The sequence below is a fragment of the Haloechinothrix alba genome, from assembly GCF_900188115.1.
In the GTDB taxonomy this organism is placed as follows: domain Bacteria; phylum Actinomycetota; class Actinomycetes; order Mycobacteriales; family Pseudonocardiaceae; genus Haloechinothrix; species Haloechinothrix alba.
The window spans coordinates 66,158-82,526 of record NZ_FZNW01000022.1 but is presented as its reverse complement, the minus strand read 5'-3'; the positions used below and the strand labels follow the sequence as shown (position 1 = coordinate 82,526).

The following is a 16,369-nucleotide window of genomic DNA, read 5'->3' as shown; positions in this document are numbered from 1 at the left end:
ACGCCACCCGGCCACTCTACGACCCCATTTAGTGCGCAAATCAGCCCAGCAACCGAAACAAACCAGCAGGTCAACAGGTCGCACTCGTCAAGACCCGCCGAACGTGGCAAAAGTCAGGGCGGCCAAGGTCGAGATTCTCGTCCGGCAAGCGCGATCACAGGTCGAGATCGCTGTCGAGATCGTTCGCCTCGGTCGATGAGACAACTCGCGCCTCCGATCAAGTCCATAGAGAACCAACGCGCGGATCATTCAGATGAGACGACAACTACGGCGACGAATTCACCGAAGCCGTGGCACCGTTCATGGCACGAAACCAGGGTGAATCATGTGGTCCCTGATGCCCGCAGCGACCCCCGGCGTGGCCAAAGTGCCTGGTAGAGGCCCTGGTCAGCGCTGCAGCACACCCTTGTAAACCGTAGGTCAGGGGATCGAACCCCCGTGCCGGCTCCGAGTGTGGTGTCTCAGGACCTCGCGGACGGCCGAACTCTTGTTGATGGGGCTTCGGCCGTGTGTTTGTGCGGGTTGGTCCGGGTGGTCGGCTGGACGGGTTGGGCAGAACAGTTACCCAGCGGGTTCGAGGGTGTGCTGGAAGCGTTCGGCCTTGTCGGGTCGGTTGGCCTAGTTCGTGTGCGGCTGCAGTGTGACTGGGAGTCCGTCGGCGGGTGTTGGTCCAGTACCCCATGTCATCAGTGGTGTGTAGTCGGCTGGGACGGACCATCGGTAGCGTCTGAGGAGCTGATGCATCGCTGCCTTGACGGTGAGTCCACCGAAGTGCATGCCGATGCATTTGTGTGCGCCGGCGCCGAAGGGTGACCAGGCGTAAGCGTGCAGTTCCTTGACGCTGTTGGGGTCTTGGAATCGGTAGGGATCGAAGGTGTCCGGGCTGGGCCACCACTGTTGGAGCCGCATCGAGGCGTGCAGGTTCAGTGCCACTTGTGTGTTGGCCGGTATGTAGTGGCCGAGGATCTCGGTGTCTGCGGTCGCCTGCCGGAACAGCGTTCCTGCGGGTGCATGCATGCGTAGGGTTTCTTTGAACGCCATGTCCAGGAGAGTGGGTTCGTTCAGTTGCTCGATCGACGGCGTGTCGGGAAGTGACCGGGCTTCTTCCCGCAAGGCGGTTTGTAGCGGCTGATCCTTGCCGATGTGGTACGCCATCATCGACAGTGCGATCGTGCTGGTGTCGTGCGCTGCCATCAACAAGAAGATCATGTGGTTCACGATGTCGTCGTCGGTGAAGACGGCACCGTCGTCGGATTCCACTTTGCACAGCACGCTGAACAGGTCGGTGCCGTTGCCGGCGCGACGGGTAGCAATCCTGTTGCGGAAGTAGGACTGCAAGTACCGGCGTCCGGCAAGGCCGCGCGACCAGACTCCGCCCGGGACGGGGTAGCGGATCATTGCCTGACCGCCGTGGACGGCGTTGTCGAACGCCTCCGACAGCTGGCGTGCGGCGGAGCTTGTGGGTGACTCGCCGATGAAAACCTGACAGGCCAGATCGAGCAGTAGTTGTTTGGAGTGGTCGTACATGTGAAACCGCTGTCCGGGCTTCCACGAACGCAGGGTCCGATCAACCAGTGGCCAGGTTGCCTCCAGATAGTCGTTCAGCCGCGGACGCGTGAAGGCCTGCTGCATGGTTCGCCGATGGAACAGGTGCTCATCAAAGTCCAGCAGCATCAACCCGCGGTGGAAGAACGGGCCGATGACCGGCCGCCAGCCACGTTCGCTCGAGAACACCTTGTTGCGGTCGAGCCAGACTTGTTGCAGGGCATCAGGACCCATGACGGTAACGACGCGGAAGCCGACGGCGCCCGTCCATGAGACGGGCCCGTAACGTCGATACTGTTCTCGTGGGTAGGCCAACGGGCTGGTCATGCTTTCGACGGCGTGGCCGATGACCGGAAATCCATAGCTGCCCATCACCGGCCGAAGCCCGCTACCCGCAGGCGGTTCGGCCAGTGGTTGTGGATTCTCCGGGTACCGAGAGGTTATCGCCGACCCGAGCCGTTGGACCGAGTCGGTGAGTGCTGCTCGAAATGGCTTGGACACAACCGTCATGAGGAACGGGTCCTTTCGAGGTAGGCCTGCCGCTCGCTCGGGTCGTAGGAGCCGTAATCGCCACCACTGATGAATCGCTTGAGCCGCCACATCATCTTGGAGGGCATCGCCTCCTCGAGTAGTCCCACCGGCGCCAGGTATCGCGGCACCGTCACCTCGCCCCGCCCGTGTTCTGCGCTGTCAACGATCGCCGCGGCGACGGTCTCGGGGTCCAGGGTGGGTTGCAGGCGCAACCGGACACCGGATGTCAGCGCCGTCCGGGTGGCGGCCGGCATGATCGTGCTCAGCGTGACGCCGGTTCCGGCGAGTTCGGCGCGGATTGCCCGCGACAGAGCGACGACTCCGTATTTCGACGCGCAGTAGGTCGCGATCCCGGGGGTGGTGACCTTGCCCGCCATCGACGCCACGTTCACGATATGTCCTCGGCCACGTTCGATCATGCTGGGCAGGACCAGGTGCGATCCGGTAAGGGTCGCGCCCAGATTGATCGCCAACTCGCGCTGCAACGCGGCAAGGTCCTGGTCGACGAAGTGTCCCATGAGCTGGATCCCAGCGTTGTTGACCAACATATCGATCGGCCCGTGCTCGGACGCCGCCCGAAGGTAGTCCTTGAAGCTGGCTTCGTCGGTGACATCGAGGTAGTAAGCGTGGGCGCCGAGCGCTTCGGCAGTCTCCTGCGCGGCGGCAAGGTCACGATCACCGATCCAGACCGTGGCTCCGCGACGGATCAGTTCCGCGACGGTGGCCCGCCCGATTCCTCTGGCGCCGCCGGTCACGCACACTCGTGCATTGTTGAGTGCGATCATAGCGGGCTGCCCACTGGATGCCGCAGTGCGAAATAGGCGATGGGACGGATCTCGTCGGACCCCTTGAACAGGAGCGCTCGGCCGAGGTACACACCCGGCGTCAGTTCGACGATCTCGTCGCGAGTCTTTCGGATCGGGAACGTGCGAACACCCGGGTTCTTGTACTGCGGCACTCCATAGTCCAAGGCGCGCACTGTCACTCGTGGTTCGATGAGGCCCTGGTCGACTGAGTGGTTGAAATGGAACCCCTCCGACTCCCTGCCGACCTTCCGAAGACCGAGGTAGCCGAACGTGACGATGGGCATCGCCACCAACGCGATAGGTGAGAGACGGTTCAAGCCCGTACCCGCGGCCAGGTCGAAAGACTTGCCTCGCCACGTCGGGTCGATCCTCATGAGTTGATTGGCGAGTTTGGCCTCGGGGATACCGAAAAGCTTTCCGACGATCTGGCCCTCGAGCTTTCCGTCCAGGTTGCGAGGTTCGGTGCCCGCACCGAAGAGGTGTGACAGCGCGTCGTGGTCGTTTCGCTCACCCAGTGCGCGCAGGTACGACCAGGTCTCCGTACGGGCCCTTGTCGGGCTGTGTTCAGCGAGCGCGCGGAGTTCGCCGAGCATGACGCTCGCGTTCGGCAAGTGTTCGCCGGCATCCGCTTGCTCAGTGACACCTTTCGCTTCAGCGGTCATCGCAGCCTCCAATCTGGTACGAGAATGTACCAGATTTACGTGGCTGTCAATGGCACGTCGGTACACCGGGAGGTGGGAGGATGGTGTGCGTGTCCTCGACCGGTGAACGCAGTTACAGGGGAGCGTCGGCGCCGGAACGCGTCCGGCGCCGACGCTCGCAGCTGATCGATGTTGCCCTGACGGCGATGGCCGAAAACCGGTGGCGGTCAGCGACCGTCGTCCGCCTGTGCGCCGAAGCACAACTCAACAAGCGGTACTTCTATGAGAGCTTCACCGATCTCGACACGCTGGCCAGCGCCGTGATCGATGAGGTCGCGGCGGAGGTCGGTAACGCTGCTGTCACCGCCTACAAGAACTCGATCGAGCTTCCCCTCGCGGAGCAGGCGCGCGCAGCGGTCGATACCGTCGTCGGCGTCTTGGGTACTGATCCTCGTAAGGCGTTGGTACTACTTGGTGGGGTGGCCGACAGTCCCACGGAACACGCTCGGCGCACCGATGCGATGAACGGGCTCACCGCAATTCTCGTCGACCATGCCCGTAGTATCCATGGTGTCGAGCTGGAATATGATTCCCTCGCGTCGACCGCGCCGGCCTTCGTCATCGGCGGAACTGCCCAGGCCATCTTGTCCTGGGTGAACGGCACTGCTCCCATCAGTCGGAACCAGCTCGTCGACGACATCTCAGCGTTGTGGCTCGCAGTGGGAGAAAGCGCGGCGGGTATCGCCCGATCGAGACTCGAGACGACTGAGCCGACCAACAGCGCCACATAGCCGGCCTCGCGTGCACGGCGGAACAAGGCCGGCTCGTCGTTGGCCCGGCTTACGACGTATCCACGCGCCTCCCGCATCAGCGTGGTGGATCTCGCTGTAGCGGCAATCGTGGCCATGCCCAACAGCCTTGGGGAGTATCCGGTGAACGGTCTGCGCCGTGAGGCGCTGTGATTCGAGTGGAGGTGGCGTCAGCCTCGATGTTTTCTGGTCCGCCGTCACGATCGAGCGGTCTGAACTTTTGACGGTTTCCCCGCGTCCGAGGTGGTCACCACCTCGGACGCGGGGACACAACGTGGTCGGCGCACCCATCGATTCCTCCCGGTCGCCGGCTCGTGACTGCGGTACGGCCCGCGCGAATCCGTTGCCTCGCCGGTCCGGTGTCGCTCGGATCCGGATCATCGAGGCGCTCGAGGACGACGTCGACTTGCGACTCGACCAGCCGGGACAGCGTTCGCCCCATCAGGCGTATCACCTGCAGGAGGCCGTGTTCGGTGGCTATGCCCTGTGCGATATAGCCCGCCATCAGGCGCAGCGCGGCCACGTCGGACTCGGTGAATTCCACGGCGTTGTCATCCACCACCGCGTAACCCGACGCCAGCCAGTAACGGTGCGCGAACTGCGGCGAGACCCTGGCGGCCATGGCCGCATCATGGCTGGTGTACTTCCGCGGCTCGCCCAGGATCGGGGCGGTCATGCCGTCGGAGTCGTACTCTCCTGGCCGGTCGGTGCTCGCCATGGGCTGTCATCTCCCGGTCGACCCTCACACGGCATATGTCTCGAGGTAGGCGGTGACGAGGCGTCGTGCTTCGTCGATTGTCCTCTCGTCGCCGGTGGGGGACTGTCGGAACGCGACGTCGATGACCCGGCTGATCCTCGACGGTGCCCCGATCGACAGTCGCCGGGCCAGTGAACGTCTGGGCTACGAGCTCACCCGGCGCCACACCGCGCTTGTCGTGTGGACCGAACAATCCGGTGTGATCCAGGACGCTCTGGAACCCGCCGCCACCGTCCTGGCGCGAGCCACTGGCGCGCGGACGCCGCTCACGCTCTCCGCCGGCACCTCGACGCTCGGGCCGCTCGCCGTGGACACGCCCAGCGCGGCGCGCCTGCGGGAGACCTTGCGGGTGTTCCCCGACGAAGCCGAGAACGCACCCCGTGCCGTCCGACTCCACCGCGTTGAACGCCAAGCGGCGTACGCTGGCTGTGGGAGCAGGTGACGGGCCCGGGCATCACGGGTGACGCTATGGACCGACCTGACCCCCGCGGCTTCGATGATCGTGACGGTTGGCTCTGGTTGGGAGACGGATATGGATGCTTCGACGCTGCGCGAGTCCCAGGCACCGTTGCGAGCGCGCTTCCGTGCGGATCCGGCCGGCGCGCGGACGCCGGTTGGTGCTACTGGTGACTACCGTGATGCCGGTATCACGTGCACAGTCCACGGCTGGGCCGGGCCGGTGCGGGCCGGGCTGCACGTCGCCACCGGAGGTGACGGCAGCGATGCGTGCTCCGGCGACATGCTGCTCGAGTCGTTGCTCGCCTGCGCGGGTGTGACGCTGCGCAGCGTCGCCACAGCGATGGATCTGACCATCCGTGCGGCGACCCTCCGCGCGGACGGCGTGTTCGACGCCCGGGGCACACTCGGCATGGACCGTGATGTGCCCGTCGGCGTGCGCGACGTCGTGGTCACCGTGCAGCTGGACAGCGACGCGGACGATGCGTCGTTGGAGCGCCTGGCGCGGTCGACCGAGCGGTACTGCGTAGTCGGTCAGAGCTTGCACGAGAAGCCGCGCTTCGAGGTGCGGCGCATGTCCTAGTCGTGTTCGATCCCGCAGGCGTGCTTCACGCCGGCGACGTGATGTTGTTGATGGGGCAGCCGCGCTACGGTTCCTGGCGGCCACGTAGTTCGTACGCACGCGGGTCCGGTGCCGGTATACGTGGTTCGCACGAGCGGTCGTCTGTAGCGCTTACCACCGGTAGTCGAGGAACTTGCCGTCGAAAGTCACGACGACGCGGTCGCCTGCCGGATCGGGGTGCCTGGCGAAGTCGACGCGGAAGTTGATCGCGCTCATGATGCCGTCGCCGAACTCGTCGTGGATGAGCTCCTTGAGCGCGGGCCCGTAGACCGCGAGTGCCTCGACGAACCGGTAGATCGTGGGGTCGGTCATCGTCGCCTGATCCGTGCCGCGGCTGGGCTGCGCCCGCAGGCTCTCGGCGACGGCGTCGTCGAGGTCGAGCAGCCGGCAGACCTGCTCGGACTGCTCCTGAGTCATGGGGTGCTGTCCGAGCAATGCGGACGTGGTCCACACCAGAGGGGAACCGATCTCCTCGGCGATCTCGGACCAAGAAAGGCCACGACGGAGCCTGGCAGCTACCACTCGGGCGGCGGCGTCGGTCTTGCTCATGATCGTGTCGTTCACGGCGTGCTCCTTCGACGACGGTTGCGTGCCGTCAGCATGCCGTCGATGCCCACACGGGACCAGATCCCTCCGAGTAGGGAAACCGAGAATTTTCGCGTGTGACACATGATGCTGGCTGCTGGGCGGGTTGCCCTGCCGCTGCGCGGCCCCGTGTTGCGACAGTGACACCCCGACCGTGGTGGTCCGGTGAGAACGGCGTAACGAGAAGCTTCCGGCTATGTCATCAAGGGGAAACGCGCGGAAGCCAGGGTGGTCCGCAACCACCCGGGTACGACCGTGCTCGAACGTGCGCGGTGTACGGACGGAAGGAGCGAGGGCATGTCCTACCTGCACCCACCGGAGTTCGCCACGAAGATGATCGACGCGGGCGAGTCGAAGGCACTCATGTCTACGCGAGACACTGTGATCCGCGCGTACATGGCAGGCGCCATTCTCGCTCTCGCCGCGGCGTTCGCGGTCACCATAACCGTCCAAACCGGCCAGCCGTTGGTCGGAGCATTGCTGTTCCCGGTCGGCTTCTGCATGCTCTACCTGCTCGGATTCGATCTGCTGACCGGCGTGTTCACGCTGGTTCCACTTGCCTGGCTCGACAAGCGGCCTGGCGTGAACATGAAGACACTGTTGCGCAACTGGGGGCTGGTGTTCGTCGGTAACCTCGCCGGCGCGATCACCGTCGCGGTCATGATGGCGGTGATCTTCACTTTCGCCTTCACGACTGAGCCGAACGAGGTCGGTCAGATGCTCGGCACGATCGGTGAGAGCCGGACGGTCGGTTATGCTGAGCACGGCGCCGCAGGCATGCTCGCCTCGTTCATCCGCGGCGTGCTGTGCAACTGGATGGTCTCCACCGGCGTGGTCGCAGCGATGATGTCGACCTCGGTCTCCGGCAAGGTGATCGGCATGTGGATGCCGATCCTGGTCTTCTTCTATATGGGGTTCGAGCATTCCGTGGTGAACATGTTCCTGTTCCCGTCCGGGCTCATGCTCGGCGGCCATTTCTCCATCGGCGACTACCTGTTCTGGAACGAGCTCCCCACCATCATCGGAAACATCGTCGGCGGGCTCACTTTCGTCGGCTTCACCCTCTACGCCACCCATGCCAAGACCGGCGAGTCGCGTCCGATCCCGCAGGGCGCCAACGGAAAGGTCAGCGCCTCCGCGACCTGATCCCAGTCGGCGGACCGGGGCTCCCGAGCTCACCGACGAGCTGCGCGACCGCATGATGTCTGGCTGCGAGGAAGCCGCGGGCGAACGCGGGATCCGGGAGCTCGTCCGGGACCGCGATCGTGCAGTCGGCGGGATCCGCAACGGACGAAGATGACCGGTCCGTTCCGGAAGTCGCGGGATCGACCTCCCCGCGCCGGCCCGTCCGGGACGAGTGGATCGACTACAACGGGCATCTCAGCGACGCGTACTACGTGTTCGTGTTCGGGTTCGCCACGGACTCGGCCATGGACCAGGTAGGGCGCGTCGCCGACTACCGTGCCCGGTCGGGCCGCTCGCTGCACACGGTCGAGGCGCATGTTCGCTACCTGCGTGAGGTCCCATCCGGTCGTGAGCTGGTGGTCACCAGCCGTGTGGTTGGTACGGCGGCGAAGAAGGTGTGGTTGTGTCACGAGATGACAGTCGACGGTGAGCTCGTGGCCACCGAGGAGGTCCTGGCAGTGCACGTCGACTCCGAGGAGGGCCGCGGTGCAACGTTTCCCGAGAACGTGCGCCGCGTGTTCGACGGTCTCGCCGAGGACGCACCCGAGTACGCCGGTCGCGCGATCGGGTAGGAGCAGCCTGGCCGGCGGTGTCATACTGCTGACAGCCTCACCGCAAGACCGTGCGTGCTGCGGTGAGGTCGGCACGCAGATCGTTGTGCGAAGCCTCGCACGTGGTTACCGGAGCCAGGAGGTGTCGTGTGACCGTCCGTATCCGCCTGCTCGGTCTGGCACTGAGCGTGCTGCTGGTGCTCGCCGCGTGCGGCGGGGACGGATCCGGGGCACGGTCCGCGGAAGTACTCGAGGAGCTCGATTTCACCGCGGAAACGCTCGACGGCGAGTCCTACTCGGGGACGGAGCTCGCCGGTGAGCCTGCTGTGCTGTTCTTCTGGGCGCCGTGGTGTTCGATCTGCCGGCACGAGGCGCCGTTCATCGCTGAGCTGGCAGCCGAGCACGGCGACGAGGTGACGTTCCTCGGCATTGCTTCCCGGGACGATGTCGACGCCATGCGCGAGTTCACGACCAGGTTCGGCACCGACGGGTTCACGAACCTCAACGACGAGGACGGTGAGGTGTGGACTCGTTTCGGGGTCACGGCCCAGCCTGCGTTCGCCTTCATCAGCGCGGGCGGCGACATCGAACGTGTCGACGGGACCTTCACCAGGCAGGAGTTCGATCGCTGGCTCGAGTCACGCGCCACCGCGTGAACTCAGGTCTCAGCGGAGCGTCCTGACCCTCGACAAGTCTTCGGCTACGGCTAGAGGTTCGGTCCATGAATCGCTGTCCAGGCCGAGTTGTTGCGACAGTCTGTAGGAGAGGCGGCCCGCACACAATTGCGGGCGACCCCTCGGTCGGAGGGTCAGGAAAGCGCGCCGTGCTCGTCCGTTCCGGCACGGTGGCTCGGCTCAGTCAGCACGGCGCCGCCGAGCCACCGGCAGGCGACGAGTGCGAGCATGACGTCGAGCCGGTCCGCGCCGATCGAGGCGCCACGTTCCTCCTCAGCCTTTAAAACCCGGTATCGCACCGAGTTGCGGTGCATCGTGAGCTGCGCCGCGGCGGTCGTGAAGCTGTTCGCCGTGGCGAGAAAGGTAAGGAGCGTCTCTCGCAGGCGCGCGCGGTACGAGTCGTCAATGGCCAGCGAGCCCAGGGTCGTGCGTACGAGGGTTCTGGTTCCGTCGACGTCCTCGCTCAGCAGTGCGGCCACCTGCACGCCGCTGTCCCCGTACGCAGTGATCCTGCGAGCGTCTCGGCCTGCTACCCAGGCGACGCGCTGAGCCTGCCTGGCCTGCAGGTGGGTCTCGCGGAAACCGTCGGGACCTGCCGCGGTCGTGCCCAGGGCAAGCATGAACCGACCCTCTGCAGCGCGCACGAGGCCACCCAGTGCCGCGTGGCTCATCTCAGGAGCCGACCGGCCGAAAGGCAGCCAGGCCCATCCACTCGCGCGGTCGCACGGGGTAAAGAGTGGTCTGCCCGTACAGCCCAGCTCCTTACCGATCTCACCGACGACGTGTTCCAGCTGCGCCCATCTGTTGTCCACCGAACCGGCGTCGAGGTCCCAGACGATTACGCCGATATGGTTCTGCTGGAGAGAGTATCCTATGTGCTCTTCAGTAGCGCGGTAGTCGGATTCGCGGTGAGCGATCAGCTCGCGAATACGAGCCTCCCGGACGGTATTGCGGTTGACCAGCCACTGTTCCCGCTCGGTCTCGTAAACCGTGATGACATGCTGGGAAATCCAGTCGATGTAGGCGAAAGTGACGCACACGATGTATTGGGACGCAAGGTAGGACGTGCGCGAGTCCGTCGGTCGTCGACGAATCTCCGCGAAACACCATTGTAGAAAGTGTTCCTGTCCAAGCCGGTATGCCCTGACCAGAGCGTTGACCGGTACGTCGTGCTGCGCGAGTCTGCGAGCGTACTCGTAGGCCGCGGATGGCGGTTCTACCTGATGCAAGCGGATGTTGTGTTGCAGTACGTGCAACAGGGTATCGACGTTACCCTCGATGCTGGCACCAAGCAGGTCGAGCAGGTGTTGATCCCCGAGGCCATCGACCTGTTCTGCCAGGATGGAGCGCATCGACTTGGTGATCTCGCCCAGTCGGCGCTTGAGCTGAGCGGCCACGTCGGCGACGTGTTGGTTCGAAGGGTCCTCGCGCTCGGCCGCGGGAAGAGGGTCCTGCGCTTGCGAGGAAGTATCGCGCGATGGGGCCTCTCGGGTGAGCGAACGCGTATGGTTCGCTACCGGCGACTCAGCTCCGCTGGTCATAGGAACTTCCTTGCCGGAGTACACGTGTCCGGGCTGTTTGGCCGCCGGACACTCCCGATCGCGGCCGTACACCGCTGCTCCCGCACACGTGGAATGTCGTCATCGACTTCCGTTCCTGTCCTGCATCGCTGCTGAAAGTCACGCTTCGTCTTCGAGTGATCATGTCAAGCAATCGGCCGTGCTACCGGTGGCACGGTGCTCCTGCCCACGATGGCAGCCAGCCGGCCTGTGCGCCTCGTATTCCCGCGACGATTGTTCGGCAGCGATTTGTCGCGCGGAGCCAAGAAGAGATCGTGAAGCGCGAGCCGACCCCGGGTGCCGGACGCCGTATCGACGCGATGACAGGCAAGCTATGCGTGCATCGCCTATCCGGCATATAGTCGGGTAATGTTCAGTAGCGTGGACAGTTCGGTGCACGGCAATGTCGACTGGGAAGTGTCACGTGTGGCGTCGCAGCTCCACGAGAACCTTCCCGCCCTCACAATGTCGATGCGGGATCGGCTAGCGACGCAGATCAGCGAACTGCGTGACGACGAGCGGATGATCCAGTTACTCGGGGCGAGCATCGAAGACAATATCGAAACGATCCTGTACGGGTTGCGGCACGGTATCCCTAGGGAGCATGTGCAACTCCCGCCAGCGGCTTTCGAGTACGCAAGGAGGCTCGCTCAACGGGGAGTGCCGGTAAACGCGCTGCTGCGGGCCTACCGGCTCGGCCAGGACCACCTGTTGAAATGGACATTCGACACGGTCGAACATCATGTCGGAGATCCGTCTACGGTCCTGCTGACTTGCCAGGAGTTTGTTACTTGGACGTTCGGCTACATTGACTGGATATCCCAGCAGGTTGTCGCGGTCTACGAGAAGGAGCGCGAACAGTGGCTGGAGAACCGCAACGCTGTGCGGGCGCACTATATTAAGGAAATCATCAACGGTGCGGAGATTGACACCGACGTGACCGAAGCCGCTATCGGGTATGGTTTGCGGCAGCGACATGTCGGAATGGTTCTGTGGGGGAACTTGACGTCTCCGAGGGAGGATGAGCTGGGCAGGCTGGAGGGATTCGCCATCGCACTCGCCGCGCATCTGGGGTGCTCGGCACGACCATTGACCGTGCCTGTGGACCGGACGAGCCTCTGGGTGTGGTTGCCGATCGGCACCAGAAGGACGGTCGATATGGTCGAGGTGCGACGGTTCGCCGAGACTTACGAAGCCGCGCCCGATGGAGCCTGTGGCAAGCCCGGCGCGGGCGTCGACGGTTTCCGGCAATCGCACCAGCAAGCGCTGTGCGCGCAAGCGGTGGCCTTGATCTATGGTGGAGCGACACCGGCGTTCATCGGCTTCGGCGAACCGGGAGTCGCGACGGCCTCGCTGCTATCGAAGAATGTACCGGCCACCCGTTCGTGGGTGCACCGGGTGTTGGGTCCGCTTGCACTCGACGACGAACCACATCATCGATTACGGCATACTCTTATGGTGTTCCTTGCAGGGGGAGGCAGTTACACGGCGGCTGCGGAGCGGCTGGATATGCACAAGAACTCCGTCAAGTACCGCGTCACGAAAGCCGATGACGAGCGCGGCAAGCCAGTCAGCGACGACCGCGTCGACGTCGAGCTTGCGTTACTCGCGTGCCGCTGGCTCGGTGCGGCGGTGCTGAGGACCGAGCCACCGGACCGGGCTCCCGCTGGTCGGACCCAATACGCGCCTTGAGCCAGCCCGTGAGAGCTCCGACCGCGATGGCGGCGACGAGCGTCATCGCCATTTGGAGCGGGTCACGGCTCGCGGAATGCATCATGAGCAGGGGGACGATCAGCAGATATGAACCGACTGCCGCGACGGCGCCGTGACGCGCCGGGAGCGCAGAGTTGCCGATTCGGGCTCCCGCGATGCCGAACGCCAGGATTGCCGTTGCAGTGAGCCACACGCCACCCAGGGGCGGTGCCACTGTCGCAACCAGTGGCATCAGTAGGCCGCCGAGTAATAGCACAGTGAAACCGGTCGAAGCGCCGCGTACGGCGTTGGGCGTGTCGATACTCCCGAGAGCCCTCTCGCCGGAGGGCCGGTGCATCCAGTTGGTCCGGCCATGATGTGACGACATCAGCGGTCATACCTTCCGTTGGCGTGGGCGCACTGTTCGTTTCGGCGCGCCGCAATGATCTCCGCCAGGTTGCGGCTCGCCCTGTACTGCAACGACCTGACCGCGGCCGATGTGCGGTCCATCGCGGCTGCCGTCTCGCTGACGGTGTGGTCATGGAGGAATCGCAGCGCCAGACAGCTGCACTGATCGGGATTCAGCTCGTCAAGCGCCGCGAGCAGGCTCTCTCGTTCGGTCTTGTGGATCGTTACCTGCACTGGGTCGAGGTCGGGTCGAACGTCTACATCGGTTGGTTCGCTCACAGTCTCGAATCGGCTGCGCGCCGACTTGACGTGGTCGAAAAGGAGATTGCGTGCGATGCGGATCAGCCACGGGCCGAGGTAGTCGGTGCCGTCCCTGAGTTGGCGCGCCCCACGTATCGCGCGAAGAAACGTCTCGCTGGTGAGATCCTCGGCAGTGGTGTGATCACGGAGATGGGATCGAAGGAAGTTGTAGACCGATTCGCGATGCGATCGGTAGATGTCGGCGATCGCGTCGGGCGCCCGTGCGCGCAACGCCGCCAACCGGACTGGCGTGACGGCAGTCATGTCCACTCGATTCCGGGTAGTGATGTGATCCGGCACTGTCGCGTTCCCACACTATTGCCAGTAGGAAATACCGCCACCGTGCCGAGGACACAAAATGCCGACATCGTGTTCGTGCTCCGGCGACAGTGGCTTCATTGACTGCCGCACTCGCGGGTGTCTCACCTACCCGAATTCGCCCTCGCTACTACCCACGTGAGTGGTGTCGGATGCGTGGCTGCCGGCGGAAGATCCGGTACGAAGTGCAGTACGGGACTCGGAGGGTCAATGGAAGTCCATAGTCATCACGCGCCTCGCGCAGGGAAGTCGCAAGGGAGATGGCGGCGATGAGCGCACCAGCCGATACCGACATGGAGGAAGACGGTGACGGTACGGGTTCGGCCTCCCCCGGCAAGCCGAAGCGCGCGGCCGGCGGGCGCATCGGTGAGCCACTGGTCGAACTCGGGGCGATGGCGCGGCTTGGCATCCGGGTTCTCTGGATGGCAGTGCGCCGTCCTTGGGGCTACTGGCGTGACGCTTTCGACCAGATGTTCCTGGTGCTCAAGCAGTGCTGGATACCGATGGCGATCTCCACGACGGCATTCGGCCTCGGTGCCCCCGGCCTGCAGGGTGGGAACATCTATGACCTCTTCGGCATGCCGGAACGGCTGGGATCGTTCTTCATCATGGCAAGCATCCGTGAGTTCGCTCCGTGGGTGAACGCCATGGTGGTCGCGGGCGTCGTCGGTACCGCGATCACCGCCGATCTGGGAGCGCGCAGGATCCGGGACGAGATCGACGCCATGGAGGTTCTCGGTGTTGACCCGATCCGGACCCTTGTGCTGCCCCGGGTGGTCGCGCTGACGCTGCTGACCGGCCTGCTCGGTGTAGTCGCGTTGTGCTTCGGTCTGCTCGGCGGATTCATCGCCTCGGTTCCACTTCTCGGTGCCAATCCATGGGCGTTCTACGAGAGTCTCTTCGCCAATCTCACTCTTCCAGACGTCTGGGGAAGCCTGACGAAGATGACGATTTTTGGCCTCATCATCGGGGTGGTCCATTGCTATATGGGTATGTATGCCAAGGGCGGGCCAATCGGTGTCGGTCGCGCCGTCAACCAGTCCGTCGTCATCTCGTTTGCCGTGATTTGGGTATTCAATGTGGTGTTCACGAATATTCTCCTGGGCCTGCACCCCGAGATTCAGGTCTACAAGTAGAGGGATGACTGATGACTACTGCCCCTGAGCGCCCTGACGATCCTGGCAACGAAGTCGAGCCGCCTCAACCACGCGATACGGTGATCAGTTTCGCGAGCCTGGGCAAGGCCTTGCTGTCAGTCGTGCGAACCGCGGGCGAGATCATGCGGTTCTCCGGTCAGGTCATCAGGAACCTGCCCGATGTGCGTATGCACTGGAGCGAAGTTATCCGGCAGTGCGCGATACTGATCCTGTCCAGTGGCCTGATCATCTGGGGAATGCAGTTCGTCATGGGGACCATGTGCGGTACCGAGGCGATATACACGCTGCGGCAGATCGGTGCGCCGATCTATTCGGGCATCTTCAACGCCTGGTGCGCTGTTCGCGAACTCGTTCCATATATGTGGGGATACATACTCGCCGCGAAAGTGGGCTGTGGGCTCGTGGCCGAGATCGGATCGATGCGCATCGCGGACGAGGTCGATGCGATGGAGGTCATGGGCATCAAGTCCAGAAGCTATCTCGTCGGCACGCGGATCGTAGCGGCGTGGATCGCCATGCCGTTCCTGTACGCGGTGAGCCTGGGGATGATGTCGCTCGGCGAGATCCTCGTAACTGTCTACCACGTCGGCGGCGTCTCAACGGGCGGCCATATGTATGTTTTCTGGCTGTATCAGAACCCATTGGATTTCGCTTACTCCATGGCTAAGGGCATGGCGATGGGTACCGCCATCATCTTCGTCGCCTGCTACTACGGCTATACAGCGCGAGGTGGCCCGGTCGAGGTCGGCAAGAATACCGCGAAATCCATGATGGTCAATATGGTGCTCGTCCATCTCATCGGCGCGCTGGGGACGCAGCTGTTCTGGGGACTGTCCCCAAACGCGCCCATCGCCAACTGATTCACAAGGAATTCGGCCGATAGTACCGCAGGATGCGCTCGCCCAGGAGGTCAGAGATGAGTGCGAATCCAGAAGTCGCTACCACGCACCCGCCGTCCGCAGCGGCGCTTTCAGAGGAGGTGGCCGAGCCGCGGGCAGCGCAGCAGGCCGACAACATCGTGCACTCCATGGAGGTTCGCGGTGTGCACAAGACGTTCGGCGACTCTCAGGTGTTGAGCGGGATCAATCTCGATTTCGTCGATGACAGGATAACGACGATCCTCGGTCCGTCCGGTACGGGCAAGAGCGTGCTGATCAAACATCTCGTTGGCCTGCTTGAACCGGACAAAGGCGAGGTACTGATCTTTGGGAAGGACATCTGGAACGTCTCAGAGAACGAACGGTATGAGCTGCGTAAACGGTTCGGCGTGCTCTTTCAGGACGGGGCGCTGTTCGGCTCGATGAACCTGTTCGACAATGTGGCGTTTCCACTGCGCAAACACACGGACATGAAGGAGAAGGACATCCGTGAATTCGTCATGGGACGTCTTACCGAGGTGGGACTCGAACGCTCCGTAGCGAAGCTGCCGAACGAGATATCGGGAGGTATGCGAAAGCGTGCTGGCTTCGCTAGGGCCCTGATACTCGAACCGGATATCGTGCTGTTCGACGAGCCCGACTCGGGTCTGGACCCTGTTCGTACGAGCCTGCTCAACGATCTGATCCTGGAGATGCACGAGCGGCACAAGGGAACCTACCTGGTTGTCACGCACGACATCCGTACTGCTCACAAGGTCAGCGACTACGTCGGTGTGATCTGGAGGGGAAAGGTCGTGCACTACAGCGAGGCGGCAGGTGCATTCGGATCGGAGGATCCTTTCGTGCGGCAGTTCCTTTCGGGAGACTCCGCTGGGCCGTTGGGGATGGACTGATC

At 63.7% G+C, this 16,369-nt stretch carries 18 protein-coding genes; 11 read left to right on the top strand and 7 right to left on the bottom strand.

Annotated elements, in window-relative coordinates; translation table 11 throughout:
- Positions 1-199, top strand: a 199-nt coding sequence (locus tag CHB84_RS23265; RefSeq protein ID WP_217898641.1) for a hypothetical protein, incomplete at its 5' end; no start/stop codon positions are given.
- A gap of 419 nt (positions 200-618) precedes the next feature.
- Here the strand turns inward: CHB84_RS23265 and CHB84_RS19185 are convergent.
- From CHB84_RS19185 to CHB84_RS19175, 3 genes are all read right to left on the bottom strand, one after another.
- Complete coding sequence (locus tag CHB84_RS19185) at positions 619-1,917, bottom strand: cytochrome P450 (RefSeq protein ID WP_245818848.1); 1,299 nt, start codon at positions 1,915-1,917, stop codon at positions 619-621.
- A 134-nt stretch (positions 1,918-2,051) separates the two neighbouring features.
- Positions 2,052-2,831 (bottom strand): SDR family oxidoreductase, encoded by a 780-nt coding sequence (locus CHB84_RS19180; RefSeq protein WP_217898638.1) that lies wholly within the window; start codon positions 2,829-2,831, stop codon positions 2,052-2,054.
- 26 nt (positions 2,832-2,857) lie between these two features.
- Complete coding sequence (locus CHB84_RS19175) at positions 2,858-3,544, bottom strand: hypothetical protein (RefSeq protein ID WP_089303044.1); 687 nt, start codon at positions 3,542-3,544, stop codon at positions 2,858-2,860.
- 89 nt (positions 3,545-3,633) lie between these two features.
- Between CHB84_RS19175 and CHB84_RS19170 the strand changes: the two genes are divergently transcribed.
- A complete protein-coding gene (locus CHB84_RS19170) occupies positions 3,634-4,314 on the top strand; it encodes a TetR/AcrR family transcriptional regulator (protein WP_217898637.1) in 681 nt (226 codons plus the stop codon).
- Positions 4,315-4,579: 265 nt separating this feature from the next.
- On the opposite strand, the gene CHB84_RS19165 is transcribed toward CHB84_RS19170, so the two are convergent.
- Positions 4,580-5,050, bottom strand: coding sequence for a hypothetical protein (locus CHB84_RS19165; RefSeq protein WP_089303042.1), 471 nt, complete (start codon positions 5,048-5,050; stop codon positions 4,580-4,582).
- Between the two features lie 121 nt (positions 5,051-5,171).
- Here CHB84_RS19165 and CHB84_RS19155 point away from each other — a divergent pair, with 121 nt between their 5' ends.
- Positions 5,172-5,531, top strand: coding sequence for a hypothetical protein (locus CHB84_RS19155; protein ID WP_217898636.1), 360 nt, complete (start codon positions 5,172-5,174; stop codon positions 5,529-5,531).
- A 90-nt stretch (positions 5,532-5,621) separates the two neighbouring features.
- The gene (locus CHB84_RS19150; RefSeq protein WP_089303041.1) at positions 5,622-6,128 is read left to right on the top strand and encodes an OsmC family protein; all 507 of its coding nucleotides are present in this window, start codon (positions 5,622-5,624) and stop codon (positions 6,126-6,128) included.
- Between the two features lie 150 nt (positions 6,129-6,278).
- On the opposite strand, the gene cynS is transcribed toward CHB84_RS19150, so the two are convergent.
- A complete protein-coding gene (gene cynS / locus CHB84_RS19145) occupies positions 6,279-6,731 on the bottom strand; it encodes a cyanase (RefSeq protein WP_245818846.1) in 453 nt (150 codons plus the stop codon).
- Between the two features lie 318 nt (positions 6,732-7,049).
- On the opposite strand from cynS, the gene CHB84_RS19140 reads away from it, so the two are divergent.
- From CHB84_RS19140 to CHB84_RS19125, 3 genes are all read left to right on the top strand, one after another.
- Positions 7,050-7,898, top strand: a complete 849-nt coding sequence (locus tag CHB84_RS19140; protein WP_089303052.1) for a formate/nitrite transporter family protein — start codon at positions 7,050-7,052, stop codon at positions 7,896-7,898.
- A gap of 119 nt (positions 7,899-8,017) precedes the next feature.
- A complete protein-coding gene (locus tag CHB84_RS19130; protein ID WP_089303039.1) occupies positions 8,018-8,509 on the top strand; it encodes a thioesterase family protein in 492 nt (163 codons plus the stop codon).
- A gap of 128 nt (positions 8,510-8,637) precedes the next feature.
- Positions 8,638-9,144, top strand: coding sequence for a TlpA family protein disulfide reductase (locus CHB84_RS19125; RefSeq protein WP_217898635.1), 507 nt, complete (start codon positions 8,638-8,640; stop codon positions 9,142-9,144).
- Between the two features lie 152 nt (positions 9,145-9,296).
- On the opposite strand, the gene CHB84_RS19120 is transcribed toward CHB84_RS19125, so the two are convergent.
- Positions 9,297-10,703: a PucR family transcriptional regulator gene (locus tag CHB84_RS19120; RefSeq protein ID WP_089303038.1), complete on the bottom strand. Its 1,407-nt coding sequence runs from the start codon at positions 10,701-10,703 to the stop codon at positions 9,297-9,299.
- Positions 10,704-11,090: 387 nt separating this feature from the next.
- On the opposite strand from CHB84_RS19120, the gene CHB84_RS19115 reads away from it, so the two are divergent.
- Complete coding sequence (locus CHB84_RS19115; protein WP_089303037.1) at positions 11,091-12,413, top strand: PucR family transcriptional regulator; 1,323 nt, start codon at positions 11,091-11,093, stop codon at positions 12,411-12,413.
- 387 nt (positions 12,414-12,800) lie between these two features.
- On the opposite strand, the gene CHB84_RS19105 is transcribed toward CHB84_RS19115, so the two are convergent.
- Entirely contained in the window at positions 12,801-13,385 is a 585-nt protein-coding gene (locus CHB84_RS19105; protein WP_089303036.1) for an RNA polymerase sigma factor, read from the bottom strand.
- 323 nt (positions 13,386-13,708) lie between these two features.
- Between CHB84_RS19105 and CHB84_RS19100 the strand changes: the two genes are divergently transcribed.
- From CHB84_RS19100 to CHB84_RS19090, 3 genes are read left to right on the top strand one after another with little or no spacing between them, the layout of a single operon-like run.
- Positions 13,709-14,575, top strand: coding sequence for an MlaE family ABC transporter permease (locus CHB84_RS19100; RefSeq protein WP_245818845.1), 867 nt, complete (start codon positions 13,709-13,711; stop codon positions 14,573-14,575).
- A gap of 11 nt (positions 14,576-14,586) precedes the next feature.
- A complete protein-coding gene (locus tag CHB84_RS19095) occupies positions 14,587-15,456 on the top strand; it encodes an MlaE family ABC transporter permease (RefSeq protein ID WP_089303035.1) in 870 nt (289 codons plus the stop codon).
- A 56-nt stretch (positions 15,457-15,512) separates the two neighbouring features.
- Positions 15,513-16,367 carry an ABC transporter ATP-binding protein gene (locus CHB84_RS19090; RefSeq protein ID WP_089303034.1) on the top strand — a complete coding sequence of 285 codons (855 nt, stop codon included), beginning with the start codon at positions 15,513-15,515 and terminating at the stop codon, positions 16,365-16,367.
- Positions 16,368-16,369 lie beyond the last annotated feature (2 nt).